Source organism: Pseudomonas sp. TUM22785, from assembly GCF_028198105.1.
GTDB classification, from domain to species: domain Bacteria; phylum Pseudomonadota; class Gammaproteobacteria; order Pseudomonadales; family Pseudomonadaceae; genus Metapseudomonas; species Metapseudomonas solani.
Genome location: NZ_CP116239.1, coordinates 6664565 through 6678845, shown reverse-complemented (window position 1 = coordinate 6678845; position 14281 = coordinate 6664565). Strand labels below are relative to the sequence as shown.

Here is a 14281-nt window from a genome sequence, read left to right as displayed (position 1 = left end):
AGGAGAAGCCCATGACATCCCTCTTTCGCTGGCCCCTGCGCTTCGCCTCCCTGGCCGCCTGCCTGCTGTTCTGGCAGCTGGCGGCCACGGCGCGGCTGGACCTGGGGCTGATCACCTTCAGCTACGTGCCCACCCCCGGCGCGGTGCTGGAGGCCGCCTGGCAGCTGGTGCATTCCAGCAAGCTGCTGCCGCACCTTTCCAGCAGCCTGGCGCGGGTGTTCGCCGGCTACCTGGCCGCCGCCATCGTCGGCGTGCTGCTGGGCCTGGCCATCGGCCGTTCGCGCTGGGCCGAATACAGCCTGCTGCCGCCCCTGGAAGTGCTGCGGCCGATCCCGGCGGTGGCCTGGATTCCCCTGGCCATCCTGATGTTCCCGTCCTCGGAGCTGTCGATGGTGTTCATCACCTTCACCGGCGCGCTGTTCCCCATCCTGCTCAACACCGTGCACGGCGTCGAAGGCGTCGACCCGCGCCTGGTGGCCTCGGCGCGCAGCCTGGGTGCCGGGCGCCTGGCCATCCTGCGTGAGGTGATCCTGCCCGGCGCCGCGCCGAGCATCGTCACCGGCCTGGCCATCGGCATGGGCACCTCGTGGTTCTGCCTGGTCACCGCCGAGATGATTTCCGGGCAGTTCGGCATCGGCTATTACACCTGGGAGTCCTACACCATCCAGAACTACCCGGACATCGTCGTCGGCATGCTGCTGATCGGCCTGCTGGGCATGGGCAGCAGCGGCCTGGTGAAGCGCCTCGGCGGCCTCGCCACGCCCTGGTACCGCACGCGGAGGAACGCCTGATGAGCGCCTTCGAACAGGTCGTCGAATCCGGCCGCATCGAGGGCCGGCAGCTGTCCATCCGCCTCGGCGAGGGCGCCCAGGCCTTCGATGCCGTGCAGGCGGTGGACTTCTCCATCGCCCCCGGCGAGTTCGTCTGCATCCTCGGCCCCTCGGGTTGCGGCAAGTCCACCTTGCTCGGCGCCCTGGCCGGGCACCTGCGGCCGCGTACCGGCACCCTGGAAGTGGACGGGCGCGCCGTGGCCGGGCCCTCGCCGGAGCGCGGCATGGTGTTCCAGCACCACACCCTGCTGCCTTGGCGCAGCGTGCTCGACAACGTCGCCTTCGGCCTGAAGATGCAGGGCATCGGCAAGCACGAGCGGCGTCGCCAGGCCGCCGAGCTCCTGGGCCTGGTGGGCCTTGCCGACTTCGCCGGGCGCTGGCCCGCGCAGCTCTCCGGCGGCATGCAGCAGCGCGCCGAGATCGCCCGCGTGCTGATCAACCGGCCGCGCCTGCTGCTGATGGACGAGCCCTTCGGCGCCCTCGACGCGCAGACCCGTTCGCGCATGCAGGAGCTGCTGCTGGATATCTGGACGCGCATCCGCACCACGGTGGTGTTCGTCACCCACGACATCGACGAAGCGCTGTTCCTCGCCGACCGCATCCTGGTGATGAGCCCGCGCCCCGGCCGCTTCATCGAGGACCTGCACCTCGACTTCCCACGGCCGCGCCGCGCCAGCCTGCTGACCAGCCCCGGCTTCACCCACCTCAAGCGCCACTGCCTGGAATTGCTGCGCCACGAGGAAGGCCGCGAACTGCCGCGCCTGACCCCGCTCGGCCTGCCCACCGACCACCCGCCCTTGCGAGTCGCCCTATGACCCACCGTGAAACCGACAACCCCGAGATTCTCGACCTGCTGCCGCGCCTCGCCGATGAGGACGCCGGCGTGCGCCGCATCGCCCTGATCGAGCTGGCCGACCTGGAAGACCCCGAAGGCCTGCCCTGGCTCACCGACGCCCTGGTGGCCGACGCCGCCGCCGAGGTGCGCGCCGAGGCCGCGCGCCTGCTGGAAGCCTGGGAAGAGCCCGATGTGGTGCAGGCCCTCTGCGCCGCCCTGGCCGATGGCGACGAAGCCGTGCGCCTGGCCGCCGCGCAGAGCCTGAGCGAACTGAAGAGCACGGAAGCGGGGGAACTGATCCTGCCCTGGGTGCGCCATGCCGACGCCTTCGTCCGCGCCAGTGCACTGCGCGCCCTGCGCGAGCTGCGCCTGGACGCCGCCGCCACGCCGGCGCTGTATGCCCTGGACGACGCCGAAGCCGGGGTGCGCCGCGAGGCGGTGGGCATCCTCGGCTGGCTCAAGCGTAGTGATGCACTGCCGGCCCTGGCGCGCCTGGCCAGCGATGACCCGGACACCGACGTCCGCCGCGCCGCCACCGGCGCCCTGGGCCTGGCCAGCGACGCCAGCGTGCTGCCGGCGCTGCGTGCGGCCCTGGCCGACGAGGCCTGGCAGGTGCGCGAAGAAGCCGCCACCACCCTCGGCAAGGTGGGCCTGGACGCCGCCGGCCCGGCCCTGCTCGCCGCCCTGGATGACGCCTATTGGCAGGTGCGCCTGCGCGCCGCCCGCGCCCTCGGCCGGTTGCGCCACCGCCCGGCCGGGCCGGGGCTCGCCGGGCTGCTGGTGCACGGCATCGCCAACCTGCGCAAGGAAGCCGCGCTGGCCCTGGGTGAGCTGGGTGATACCTGGGCCGTGCCGGCCCTGCGCGCGGCGGAAGCCGACGGCGACCCGGAAGTGCGCAAGGCGGTGCGCATCGCCCTGGTGCAACTGCAAGGAGCGGCCTGATGGACGCCCCCGCCGGCCTGCGCAATGCCCGCAGCGAAGGGCGCCTGACCCTGGAATGGCGCGATGGCGAGCAGCAGGCCATCAGCCACGCCCGCCTGCGCGGCGCCTGCCCCTGCTCGCAGTGCAAGGCGGCGCGCCTGCGTGGCGCCATCGCCCTGGTGGACGAGGCCGTGCGCCTCACCGCCACCCACCCACAGGGCTACGGCGTGCAGCTGGTGTTCAGCGATGGGCACGAGCGCGGGATCTATCCCTGGGAATACCTGCGGGGGTTGGCGGCTCAGGGTTACGGCGAGGCGATGCCTTCGTAGGATGGGTAGAGCGGAGCGAAACCCATGCTGCTGCCGGGCACTCCGCAATGATGGGTTTCGTACCTCTACCCATCCTACGAAAGCTGCGGGGGTTGGCGGCCACGGACTACGGTGAGGCGATGCCTTTGTAGGATGGGTCGGGCTGCGTTCCGCGAGCGAAGCGAAACCCATGCTGTTGCCGGGCACTCCGCAATGATGGGTTTCGTACCTCTCTACCCATCCTACGGAAGCGATTCACCGGTGCTTAGAAATCCACTTCGAAGTGCCAGCGGATTTCCTGCTCGGCGAGGGCGTTGAGCACCCACTCGTATTCCTGCAGGTCTTCGAGGAAGTCGGTGGAATTGGACAGCGCGCGTGGCTCGGTGACCAGGTGGCCCTGCAGGGCACGCACGGTCTTGAGGCCGTCCTCGGCGGCGAACCATTGCTCGTCGGGCAGGCTGTCGCTGAGGTCCAGCGCCTCGCCTTCTTCCAGCAGGTCGGCGAAGTCGCCCGGGTCCTGGCTGACGAACGCCCAGAGGGATTTCACCTTGAGCCGTTTGCACAGCTCGTCGAGCTCGACCTCGTCCACGCTGGCCACGGCTTTGCCGTTGACGAAGTCATCGATGCCCGCGAGGGGCTTTTCAGGAACTATGTAGATGGCTGCACTCATGGCTGACGGGCCCTGTCTATGTTGGCTCTCACTCCGATTAGGCAGCCAGCATAGCGACAGTTCCCCCCGAAAAAGGGGGGAACGAACAGGTTTGCCAAAGGGTTCACACGCGTTTCAGGAACTGCGTTGCGACCTCAGCACATGACGACAGAAGCCTACGCAGACGATGACGAATACCACTAGGCCCAGCCACTCGGCGGTGCTTGCGAAGCCCGCGCCCACCAGGGCCAGCGGGGCGTCCTCGCCGCTGCCGCCGATCAGCCCGGCGAGCAGGATGCCCATCAGGCTCTCGCCGACGATCAGCCCCGAGGCCAGCAGCACGCCGCGCCGACGCGGGACTTCGGCATAGGCCTCCGGGTCCTGCCCGGCGGCGATGGCGCGCTTCTGCAGGCGGCTGTCGATCAGCCAGCCCAGCGCGGCGCCGATCACCAGGGTCATGCCGATGGTGGGCGGCAGGTAGATGCCCAGGCCCACCGCCAGCACCGGCAGGCTGGCCTTGCTGGTGCGGCGCAGGGCCAGGTCGACGAGGATCAGGGCGACGCCGAGCACCACGCCGATGAGGATCATGTTCCAGTTCAGCGCGTTCTTGAAAATGCCGCTGGCGATGGCCGTGAGCAGGGTCGCCTGGGGCGCGGCCAGGGCTTGCTGCGGGTCCATGCCCTCACGGGGCAGGGCGCCGGCGAAGCCGTAGGCGTTGTAGAGCAGGTCGAGCACCGGCGGGATGACCAGGGCGCCCGCCAGGCAGCCGACGATCAGCGCAACCTGCTGGCGCCAGGGCGTGGCGCCCACCAGGTCGCCGGTCTTCAGGTCCTGCAGGTTGTCGTTGGAGATGGCGGCGATGGCCAGCACCACGGCGGTGGTGAACAGGGCCAGGGCGATGGCGACCTTGCCGCCGGCCAGTTGCAGCAGGCCGGATTCCAGGCTGCCCATGCCGAGGATCAGCAGCGAGACGAGGATCACCGCGATGATGCCGATGCCGGAGATCGGGCTGCTGGAGGAGCCCACCAGGCCGGCCATGTAGCCGCAGGCGGCGGCGATCAGGAAGCCGAAGAAGAAGGCGAACAGCACGCAGCCGGACACCAGGCCCCAGAAGCCGAGGCCGGTGAGTTCCGGCGCCGCCTCGTGGAGGAAGAAGCCGAACACGCCGAACAGGGCCAGCAGCAGGATGCCCGCCAGCAGCAGGATGGCCCGCGCCGACATGTCGCGCTCGGTGCGTTCGGTGCTGATCTCGCCCTTGCCGCGCACGGCCTGCAGCGAGGTCCACACGCCCTGGGCCATGGGTTTGAACAGGGTGGCCAGGGTCCAGAGCGCGGCGATGCCGATGGTGCCGGCGCCGAGGAAACGCACCTGGGAGCTCCACAGCTGGGTGGCCAGCTCGCTGATGGCCTGGCCGGCGGCCGGGGTGGCGTTGACCGTGAGCAGCGGCACCGCGACGCCCCAGCAGATGAGCACGCCGACGAGGATGGCGATGCCGGCGGTGATGCCCATCAGGTAGCCCGCGCCCACCAGGGCGAAGGAGAAGCCGGTGGTGAAGCGGAAGGCCGTCTGCCCGGCGGTGGCCCAGACGCTGATGCCTTCGCTCAGCACCTTGAAGCCGCTGCTGCACAGGCTGAAGGCCGCGGCCACCAGGCCGCCACCGAGGATGTCACGCAGGCCGGGCTCGTTCTTGTCACGGGTGGCCGGCTTGCCATCGGTTGCGGCTTCGTCGTCGCTGCCGACGCGGAGGATTTCCGCCGCCGCCACGCCTTCGGGGTAGGGCAGTTCGCTCTGCACCACCATCACCCGGCGCAGGGGGATGGTGTAGAGCACGCCGAGGATGCCGCCGATGGCGCAGATGGCCGCCGTCTGCCAGAAGGGGAAGCCCGCCCAGTAGCCGATCATCAGCAGGCCGGGGAGGATGAAGATGATCGAGCTCAGGGTGCCGGCCGCCGAGGCCTGGGTCTGCACCATGTTGTTTTCGAGGATGTTCGAACCCTTGAAGTAGCGCAGCACCGCCATGGAGATCACCGCAGCGGGGATCGACGAGGCGAAGGTCAGCCCGACCTTGAGGCCGAGGTAGACGTTGGAGGCGGTGAACACCAGGGTGATCAGCGCGCCGAGGACCAGCCCGCGCAGGGTCAGTTCGGGCAGGTCGAGATGGTCGGGGACGCGGTCCGTCATGGGGCTCTCCAGAGGTATGCCGGCGCGCATTCTGCCGGCAGGGGAAAGCCTAGACCAGCGGGTGCGGCCATTGGTTGCAGGGAACGGACGTGAACGTGCAGGGATCGGTCATGGTGTGGGTCAGAACGGCTTGTCGCCAAGGATGGTGGCGCGGTGCATCACGCGGCGGGCGGGGCGGTAGTCGTCGACGGCGAAGTGCTGGGTGATGCGGTTGTCCCAGAAGGCCACGTCGTTCTCCTGCCAGCGCCAGCGCAGGGTGAATTCCGGGCGCGTGGCGTGGGCGAAGAGGAAGCGCAACAGGGCGTCGCTCTCGGCGGCGGAGAGTTCGTTGATGCGCGTGGTGAAGCCTTCGCTGACGAACAGGCCCTTGCGCCCGGTGACCGGGTGGGTGCGCACCACCGGGTGGCTGACCGGCGGGTGCTTGCGCTTGGCCGCTTCCAGCTTCTCGCGTTCGTCCGCCGTCAGGCTGAAGCGTTCCTCGGGGAAGGAGCGTGCCAGGTCGTGGGTGGCGGTGAGGCCTTCGAGCATCCGCTGCAGGGGCTCGGAGAGGACCTCGAATGCGGCGCTGCTGCTGGCCCAGAGGGTGTCGCCACCCACCGCCGGCAGCAGCTTGGCGCTGAGCACGGCGCCTAGGGCCGGGGTTTCCATGAAGGTGACGTCGGTGTGCCAGAGGGCGTTGTCGCGCACGTCGGTGACGGCGGTGTCGAGCACCAGCACTTCGGGCTGCTCGGGGATGTTGGGGTAGATCGGGTGGATGTGCAGGTCGCCGAACTGGGCGGCGAAACGCGCCTGCTGGGTGGGTTCCAGGGGCTGGGCGCGGAAGAACAGCACCTGGTGCTGGAGCAGGGCGGCTTCGATGCCGTCGCGGTGTTCGGTGCTCAGCGGCTCGCGCAGGTCGACGCCGCCGATAAGGGCGCCGAGGGCGGGGCTGAGGGGGGTGATGTGCAGGCTCATGGCGGTTGTCTCGAATCAGTGGTTCTGCCCGTGCCAGGGCACGAGCTTGCGCTGCAGGGCCCGCAGGCCGAGCTCCAGGGCGAAGGCGACCAGGGCGATGACGAGGATGCCGAGCACCACGACGTCGGTGACCAGGAACTGCGCCGCCGACTGCACCATGAAGCCCAGGCCCTGGGTGGCGGCCACCAGCTCGGCGGCGACCAGGGTCGACCAGCCGACGCCGAGGCCGATGCGCACGCCGGTGAGAATGTCCGGCAGGGCGCTGGGCAGGATCACATGGCGGATCAGCTGCGCCTGGGTGGCACCGAGGGACTGCGCGGCACGCAGGCGCGCCGGGTTGACGTTGCGCACGCCGGTGGCGGTGGCGATGGCGATGGGCGCGAAGATGGCGAGGAAGATCAGCAGCACCTTGGACAGCTCGCCGATGCCGCACCAGATGACGATCAGCGGCAGGTAGGCCAGCGGCGGGATCGGCCGGTAGAACTCGATCAGCGGGTCGAAGATGCCCCGGGCCACGCGGTTGCGGCCGATGGCGATGCCCAGGGGGATGGCCGTGAGCACGGCGGCCAGCAGGGCGGTGCCGATGCGCGCGAGGCTCGCCAGCAGGTGCGCCCAGAGGCTGGAATCCATATAGCCCTGGGTGGCCAGCAGCCAGCCCTTGCGCAGCACCGCCTGGGGGCTGGGCAGGAACAGCGGCTCCACCAGGCCGGCGGTGGTGACGGCCCACCAGGCCAGCAGCAGGCCGGCGAGGGTCAGGCTGCTGATGGCGAAGGTGGAGAGGCGCCAGGGGCGCGGTGCGGGCGCCGCTGCTTTTTCCAGCAGGGGCAGGTCGAGGCTGCTCATGCACTTCTCCTTTGCCGTTCGGCGAAGACCTGGGCGAGGACATGTTCGCGGGTTTCGATGAAGCGCCGGTCGGACTTGATCGCCCGCGCGCTTTCACCGGCGGCGTAGCGGCGGCCGAAGTCGAGGCTCAGGCGCTCGCTGATGCGCCCCGGGTTGGGCGACAGCAGGATCAGGTCGGTGGCGAGGAATACCGCTTCCTCGATGTCGTGGGTGATCAGGAACACCGGCTTGGCGGCACGCTGCCAGACCTGCAGCAGCAGCTCCTGCATCTGTTCGCGGGTGAAGGCATCCAGTGCGCCGAAGGGTTCGTCCATCAGCAGCACACGCGGGTCGGCGGCCAGGGCGCGGGCGATGCCGACGCGCTGGCGCTGGCCCCCGGAGAGCTCCCAGATCTGCCGCGTGTCGAAGCCGGCGAGGTCCACCAGGGCGAGCATCTCGCGGGCCTTGGCTTCACGCCGGGCGCGGGGGACGCCGGCCAGTTCGAGGCCGAAGGCGACGTTGCCGAGCACGTTCTGCCAGGGCAGCAGGGCGTCGTCCTGGAACACCACGCCGCGCTCGGCGGAGGGGCCCTGCACGGGCTTGCCGTCGAGGCTGATCTGCCCGTCGCTGGGTGGCACGAAGCCGGCGATGAGGTTGAGCAGCGTGGTCTTGCCGCTGCCGGAAGGCCCCAGGGCGACCAGCAGTTGCTGTGGCCCGAGGCTGAGGGAGATGTCGGTCAGTACCGGCTCGGCCGTGCCGGGGTACTGTGCGCTGATGCGCTCCAGCTGGAGTAAGGCCATTTTCTTCGACGCTCTTCTGAGTGTGTCTGATCGAGCGAGCTAGAGCGGGGCTAGGCGAAAACGACCGGGGCTGCGGAGCTTACGTCTGTAAGTGAGCAAGCCAAGGTCGTTTTCAACAACGCCCCGCCGACGCGCAGCCGATCAGTTGGTGACGTATTGGCTGCTTACATAAGGGGCGTAGTCCGGCAGCACTGCCTCGACCTTGCCCTGCTCCTTGAGGAAGGTGGCGGTCTGGTTGATGGCCTGGGTGGTCGGCGCGCCGAGGGCGGTGGCCTGGTCGGCGGCCAGCGGGAAGACGTTGCCCTGCAGCAGCAGCGGGATGTCTTCGGCCTTGGCACCGGAGAGCTTCACCACCTTGTCGATGTTGGCCTTGTCGGCCAGCCAGGCTTGCGGGTCCTTGCGGTAGGCGGCGTAGGCGTCGAGGGTGACCTTGGCGAAGGCGCGGACCACTTCGGGGTGCTTCTCGGCGAAGTCCTTGCGCACGATCCAGGCGTCGAAGGTGGGCGCGCCCAGCTTGCCCAGCTCGCCGGAGCTGATCAGCACCTTGCCGGAGGACTTGGCCACGCCGAGGGCCGGGTCCCATACATAGGTGGCGTCGATGTCGCCACGCTGCCAGGCGGCGATGATGGCCGGCGGCGCGAGATTGAGGATGGTCACCTTGCTGGGGTCGATCTTCCAGTGCTTGAGCGCGGCCAGCAGGCTGTAGTGGCCGGTGGAGACGAAGGGCACGGCGATCTTCTTGCCGATCAGGTCCTCGGGCTTGGCGATGCCGGCGCCGTTGCGTGCGACCAGGGCTTCGGCGTCGCCGATCTGGGTGGCGATGAGGAAGGTCTGGATCGGCAGCTGGCGGGTGGCGGCGGCTGCCAGGGGGCTGGAGCCGACGTAGCCGATCTGCACGTCACCGGAGGCGACGGCGGTGATGACTTCGGCGCCACCATCGAACTTGCGCCAGTCGATCTTCGAGTGGCTGGCCTTTTCATAGGCGCCATCGGCCTGGGCGACCTTCGCCGGGTCGACGGTGGTCTGGTAGGCGACGGTGAAGTCCGCGGCCTGCGCGGTGATGGCCAGGCCGCCGAGGGTCAGTGCCGCCAGCAGGCGACGGGGGAACAGAGAGCTGATCATGGTGGTGCTCCTAAACAGGCGACGGGCCGGTTTGGAGGCCGGGCCACGGGACGGGAATCGGGGTTTTCTCAGGGTGTCCGGTGGTCCGGTGAAGCGAAATCTAAATGATCTAAAAACCTCTCAATAAATACTATTTGGTTATTAGTTTATGAGCGGCCGTCAGGGTGCCGGCGCCTTTACAGGCCAGGAGAGGTGTGGGACTGCGAATTCCGTCCGCTGCTGCGTCATTGGGGATGGCGCAAGACGGCCAAAGTCGGTAATTTGCGCGCCCTTTCGAGTAACCGAAGTCGCCTCTCCCAGGGGCAGCTCCCCGCCAGAGGGAGGTTATCGGCTTATTTATGCGATTTAGTTACAAGAACGTGACGATAAATTCTTTTTAAGAATTAAATCCCTTGTCCTAGATTGGCCGCCACCTGAGGCAGGCCTGCTGGCAAGGCGCTACGGAAAATTTATGACCGGCGGGTCATACCGCCTCGCTATTTACTTGTGTATATAGCGTTGTCCGCCTCACCCATCAGAACAACCTAGAAACACGCACCACTGGAGCATTGCATGAACAAATCTACCCTGGCCCTGGCCATCGCTGGCGGCCTGCTGGCCCAACAGGCCGTCGCAGGCGGTTTCATCGAGGACAGCAAGGCCACCCTCGGCCTGCGTAACTTCTACATCAACCAGGACAACCGCGAAGGGACCAATAACCCGTCCAAGCAGGAAGAGTGGGGCCAAGGCTTCATCTTCAACTACACCTCCGGCTACACCGAAGGCACCGTAGGCTTTGGCGTCGACGCGCTGGGCCTGCTGGGCGTGCGCCTGGATTCCGGCAAGGGCACCCACTACAACAACGGCAGCGATAACTACGGCGGCATCGTGTTCCCGTCGGAAGGCGATGGCCGTGCCGTGGACGATTTCGGCAGCATCGGCGTGACCGGCAAGGTCCGCGTCTCCAAGACCGAAGGCCGCCTTGGCACCCTGCAGCCCAAGCTGCCGGTCGTGACCTTCAACGACGGTCGCCTGCTGCCGCAGACCTTCGAAGGTGGCCAGGTCACCTCCAACGAAATCGACGGCCTGACCCTGATCGGCGGCCAGCTCGAGCACGCCAAGGGCCGTAACTCCAGCGACGCCCGTGGCCTGTCCATCGGTGGCGCCAACAACGCCCAGACCGGCAAGTTCGAGAACAAGTTCTACTACGCCGGTGCTGACTACAAGGTCACCAAAGACCTGACTGCCCAGTACTACTACGGCAACCTCGACGAGTTCTACAAGCAGCACTTCCTGGGCCTGACCCACGTGCTGCCGGTTGGTCCGGGCTCCCTGAAGTCCGACCTGCGCTACTTCTACAGCACCTCCGACGGCCTGAACTCCAGCGCTGCCGGCCGTAGCCAGGGTTACCGCAGTGCCGGCAAATGGGCCAGCAACGATCCGCTGCGTGGCGAAGTGGACAACCGCACCTGGAGCGGCTTCTTCACCTACACCCTGGGCAGCCATGCCGCCAGCCTGGGCTACCAGCAGGTGTCCGGCGACAGCGCCTTCCCCTTCCTGAACCAGGGTGACGGTGGTACCGCGTACCTGATCACCGACCGTCAGATCGGCAAGTTCCTCAGCGCCGGCGAGCGCACCTGGGTGGCCGAATACGGCTACGACTTCACCAAGGCCGGCGTGCCGGGCCTGAAGGCCATCGCTACCTACCTGAAGGGCAGCGGCATCGACAACGCCACCGGTGGCGACCTGGGCGAGTGGGAGCGTGACTTCCGCCTGGACTACACCCTGCAGGACGGCCCGCTGAAAGGCCTGGGCCTGTCCTGGCGTAACGCTGCCTTCCGCAGCGACGTGGGTGGCACCACCCGCGACCAGGACGAAAACCGCCTGATCGTGAGCTACACCCTGACCCTGCTGTAAGCAGCGTCACCGAGCCCCGCTTCCGCCCCTGGCGGAGGCGGGGCTTTTTTGTGGGCGCGATTTGGAGAAGGGCGTCGCTCCGGCTTTCGTCGGATGGGTCGGGCGGAGTTCCGCGAGCGGCGCAAAACCCATGCGGTCGCCGGATACTCCGCCATGATGGGTTTCGTACCTCTACCCATCCTACGAAAGCGCTGCGTGCCTTAAACCGCGCCCCAGGCAGCCACCCGTAGGATGGGTAGAGCGGAGCGAAACCCATGCGGTCGCAAGGCACTCCGCATTGATGGGTTTCGTGCCTCGCGGAACGCCGCCCGACCCCTGCTACAGGTGCTGGCCGGGTGTTTGGGTGGGCGGGGATATATAGCTCCTAAAGTTATAAATAAATTGTTATTTATTCTTTTTGATTTCCTTCGAGGCTGGGCATAGTGGGCGCACAGAACGACGAATTCAGTCTCAAGGAGCTGCACAGATGAGCATCAGACTCGGCGACATCGCCCCCGACTTCGAACAGGAATCCAGCGAAGGCCGCATCCGTTTCCACGAGTGGCTGGGCGCCAGCTGGGGCGTGCTCTTCTCGCACCCCGCCGACTTCACCCCGGTGTGCACCACCGAGCTGGGCCTGACCGCCAAGCTCAAGGACGAATTCGCCGCCCGTGGCGTCAAGGCCATCGCCCTGTCGGTGGACCCGGTGGACTCGCACCTGAAGTGGATCGACGACATCAACGAGACCCAGCACACCGTGGTCAACTTCCCGATCATCGCCGACGCCGACCGCGCCGTTTCCGGCCTCTACGACCTGATCCACCCGAACGCCAACGACACCCTCACCGTGCGTTCGCTGTTCATCATCGACCCGAACAAGAAGGTGCGCCTGATCATCACCTACCCGGCCAGCACCGGGCGCAACTTCAACGAGATCCTGCGGGTGATCGACTCCCTGCAGCTCACCGACAGCCACAAGGTCGCCACCCCCGCCAACTGGCAGGACGGCGACGACGTGGTGATCGTGCCTTCGCTGAAGGACGAGGACGAAATCAAGCAACGCTTCCCCCGTGGCTACAAGGCGGTCAAGCCCTACCTGCGCCTGACCCCGCAGCCCAACCGCTGATGCGGGCGCCCAGGCCTGCACGAGCAGGCCCGGGCGAATGGATGTACGAGCAGGGTTCGGACCGGTGCGCCGGTCCGTTTTTTATCGAAGAGGAACAGTCCCGATGTTGGTGGTAACCCTTTCCGGCAGTCCCAGCCTGGAGTCGCGTTCGGCAGCCCTGCTGACCCGCGCCCGCCAGTGGCTGGAGCGGCATGGGGTGGAACTGGCGGGCTTCGCGGTACGGGACTTCCCGGCCGAGGACCTGTTGCACGCACGCTTCGACAGCCCGCAGGTGCAGCACCTGATCGAACAGGTCGGCCGTGCCGACGGGCTGCTGGTGGCGACGCCGGTGTACAAGGCGTCCTTCGCCGGAGCGCTGAAGACCCTGCTCGACCTGTTGCCCGAGCGGGCCCTGGAACACAAGGTCGTGCTGCCCATCGCCACCGGTGGCAGCAAGGCCCACATGCTGGCGGTGGATTACGCACTGCGGCCCGTTCTGACGGCCCTCAAGGCCGAGGAAGTGCTGCACGGCATCTTCGCCGACGACAGCCAGGTGGAGCGCCAGAACGGAGGCATACAGCTCGCCCCGTCGCTGGAGCAGCGCCTGGATGAATCGCTGGAGCAGTTCCAGCGGGCCCTGGCCAGAAGGCCGCGGCCCCTGGCCCCGGATGCCCTGCGCAATGCGCGCTGGAGCATCTGAGCAAGACGACACGACACTCCCTCGGGGGTGACAAGAACAAAGCCTTACTCGCCCGCCAACGGGCAAGCAGGCGCAACCACTACCCAAAGCAGAGTTCGAGGAGAGCGCCATGCGCACCATCACTTTGCGTCGGAGCCTGGTCGCCCTGTTTGCAGCGGCCATCACCTTCGGCGCCATCACCCAGGCACAGGCCGAGACCTTGCGGATCGGTTACCAGAAATACGGCACCCTGGTGCTGCTCAAGGCCAAGGGCTCGCTGGAGAAGCGCCTGGCCGACCAGGGCATCGAGGTGAAATGGACCGAGTTCCCCGGTGGCCCGCAGCTGCTGGAAGGCCTCAACGTCGGCTCCATCGACTTCGGCGTCACCGGTGAGACCCCGCCGGTGTTCGCCCAGGCCGCCGGTGCCGACCTGCTCTACGTCGCCTATGAGCCGCCGGCGCCCACCAGCGAGGCGATCCTGGTGCCGAAGGATTCGGCCATCCAGTCGGTCAAGGAACTGGCCGGCAAGAAGGTCGCCCTGAACAAGGGCTCCAACGTGCACTACCTGCTGGTCCGCGCCCTGGAAGATGCCGGCCTGAAGTACAGCGACATCCAGCCCGTGTACCTGCCCCCGGCCGATGCCCGCGCCGCCTTCGAGCGTGGCAGCGTCGACGCCTGGGTGATCTGGGACCCCTTCCAGGCCGCCGCCGAGCAGCAACTGCAGGCGCGCACCCTGCGCAACGGCAGCCAGCTGGTGGACAACCACCAGTTCTACCTGGCCACCCGCGACTACGCGACCCAGCACCCGCAGGTGATCAGCACCCTGGTGGAGGAAGTGCGCGCGGTGGGCGAGGACTCCAAGGCCGACCCGGACACCGTCACCGAACAGGTGGCGCCGCTGCTCGGCCTGCCCAAGGACATCACCGCCATCGCGGTGAAGCGCCAGGGCTACGGCGCGCAGTTCCTCACCCCGGAGGTGGTCGCCGCACAGCAGAAGATCGCCGACACCTTCACCGACCTGAAGCTGATCCCGAAAAAACTCAGCATCAAGGACGTGATCTGGACGCCGCCCGCCAAGGTCGCCCAGCAGCCGTGATGTGCGCCTTGCCCCGCGCCAGGACGGCGCGGGGAAGGTCCTGATACCCGTAAGCGAACCATCATCGCGCGGCTACGCCACGCCGGCGCGCTCACTCTGGAGTT

General features: G+C 67.6%; 14 protein-coding genes. 8 read left to right on the top strand and 6 right to left on the bottom strand.

Annotated elements, in window-relative coordinates:
- Nucleotides 1-11: 11 nt before the first annotated feature.
- From PI990_RS30170 to PI990_RS30155, 4 genes are read left to right on the top strand one after another with little or no spacing between them, the layout of a single operon-like run.
- Nucleotides 12-791, top strand: a complete 780-nt coding sequence (locus PI990_RS30170) for an ABC transporter permease (protein WP_442969307.1) — start codon at nt 12-14, stop codon at nt 789-791.
- On the top strand, nt 791-1645 hold the full coding sequence (locus PI990_RS30165; RefSeq protein WP_271659359.1) for an ABC transporter ATP-binding protein: 855 nt from the start codon (nt 791-793) through the stop codon (nt 1643-1645). The genes PI990_RS30170 and PI990_RS30165 overlap by 1 nt, the downstream gene beginning before the upstream one ends.
- Nucleotides 1642-2607 carry a HEAT repeat domain-containing protein gene (locus PI990_RS30160; protein WP_271659358.1) on the top strand — a complete coding sequence of 322 codons (966 nt, stop codon included), beginning with the start codon at nt 1642-1644 and terminating at the stop codon, nt 2605-2607. Before PI990_RS30165 ends, PI990_RS30160 begins: the two co-directional genes overlap by 4 nt.
- The gene (locus PI990_RS30155) at nt 2607-2915 is read left to right on the top strand and encodes a DUF971 domain-containing protein (protein WP_271659357.1); all 309 of its coding nucleotides are present in this window, start codon (nt 2607-2609) and stop codon (nt 2913-2915) included. The genes PI990_RS30160 and PI990_RS30155 overlap by 1 nt, the downstream gene beginning before the upstream one ends.
- 244 nt (nt 2916-3159) lie before the next feature.
- Here the strand turns inward: PI990_RS30155 and PI990_RS30150 are convergent, their stop codons facing one another.
- From PI990_RS30150 to tauA, 6 genes are all read right to left on the bottom strand, one after another.
- Nucleotides 3160-3564 (bottom strand): hypothetical protein, encoded by a 405-nt coding sequence (locus PI990_RS30150; protein ID WP_021222835.1) that lies wholly within the window; start codon nt 3562-3564, stop codon nt 3160-3162.
- A 114-nt stretch (nt 3565-3678) separates the two neighbouring features.
- Nucleotides 3679-5724: an OPT family oligopeptide transporter gene (locus PI990_RS30145; protein WP_271659356.1), complete on the bottom strand. Its 2046-nt coding sequence runs from the start codon at nt 5722-5724 to the stop codon at nt 3679-3681.
- Between the two features lie 120 nt (nt 5725-5844).
- Nucleotides 5845-6678: a taurine dioxygenase gene (gene tauD, locus PI990_RS30140; RefSeq protein WP_271659355.1), complete on the bottom strand. Its 834-nt coding sequence runs from the start codon at nt 6676-6678 to the stop codon at nt 5845-5847.
- Between the two features lie 15 nt (nt 6679-6693).
- Complete coding sequence (gene tauC, locus PI990_RS30135) at nt 6694-7521, bottom strand: taurine ABC transporter permease TauC (protein ID WP_271659354.1); 828 nt, start codon at nt 7519-7521, stop codon at nt 6694-6696.
- A complete protein-coding gene (gene tauB / locus PI990_RS30130; RefSeq protein WP_021222839.1) occupies nt 7518-8300 on the bottom strand; it encodes a taurine ABC transporter ATP-binding subunit in 783 nt (260 codons plus the stop codon). Before tauB ends, tauC begins: the two co-directional genes overlap by 4 nt.
- A gap of 141 nt (nt 8301-8441) precedes the next feature.
- Nucleotides 8442-9422, bottom strand: coding sequence for a taurine ABC transporter substrate-binding protein (tauA, locus tag PI990_RS30125; RefSeq protein WP_271659353.1), 981 nt, complete (start codon nt 9420-9422; stop codon nt 8442-8444).
- A 552-nt stretch (nt 9423-9974) separates the two neighbouring features.
- Here tauA and PI990_RS30120 point away from each other — a divergent pair.
- From PI990_RS30120 to PI990_RS30105, 4 genes are all read left to right on the top strand, one after another.
- Nucleotides 9975-11318 carry an OprD family porin gene (locus PI990_RS30120; RefSeq protein ID WP_184489798.1) on the top strand — a complete coding sequence of 448 codons (1344 nt, stop codon included), beginning with the start codon at nt 9975-9977 and terminating at the stop codon, nt 11316-11318.
- Nucleotides 11319-11784: 466 nt separating this feature from the next.
- Complete coding sequence (locus PI990_RS30115; RefSeq protein WP_263401030.1) at nt 11785-12423, top strand: peroxiredoxin; 639 nt, start codon at nt 11785-11787, stop codon at nt 12421-12423.
- 103 nt (nt 12424-12526) lie between these two features.
- A complete protein-coding gene (ssuE, locus tag PI990_RS30110) occupies nt 12527-13102 on the top strand; it encodes an NADPH-dependent FMN reductase (protein ID WP_184489796.1) in 576 nt (191 codons plus the stop codon).
- A 109-nt stretch (nt 13103-13211) separates the two neighbouring features.
- Complete coding sequence (locus PI990_RS30105) at nt 13212-14177, top strand: sulfonate ABC transporter substrate-binding protein (RefSeq protein WP_021222844.1); 966 nt, start codon at nt 13212-13214, stop codon at nt 14175-14177.
- Nucleotides 14178-14281 lie beyond the last annotated feature (104 nt).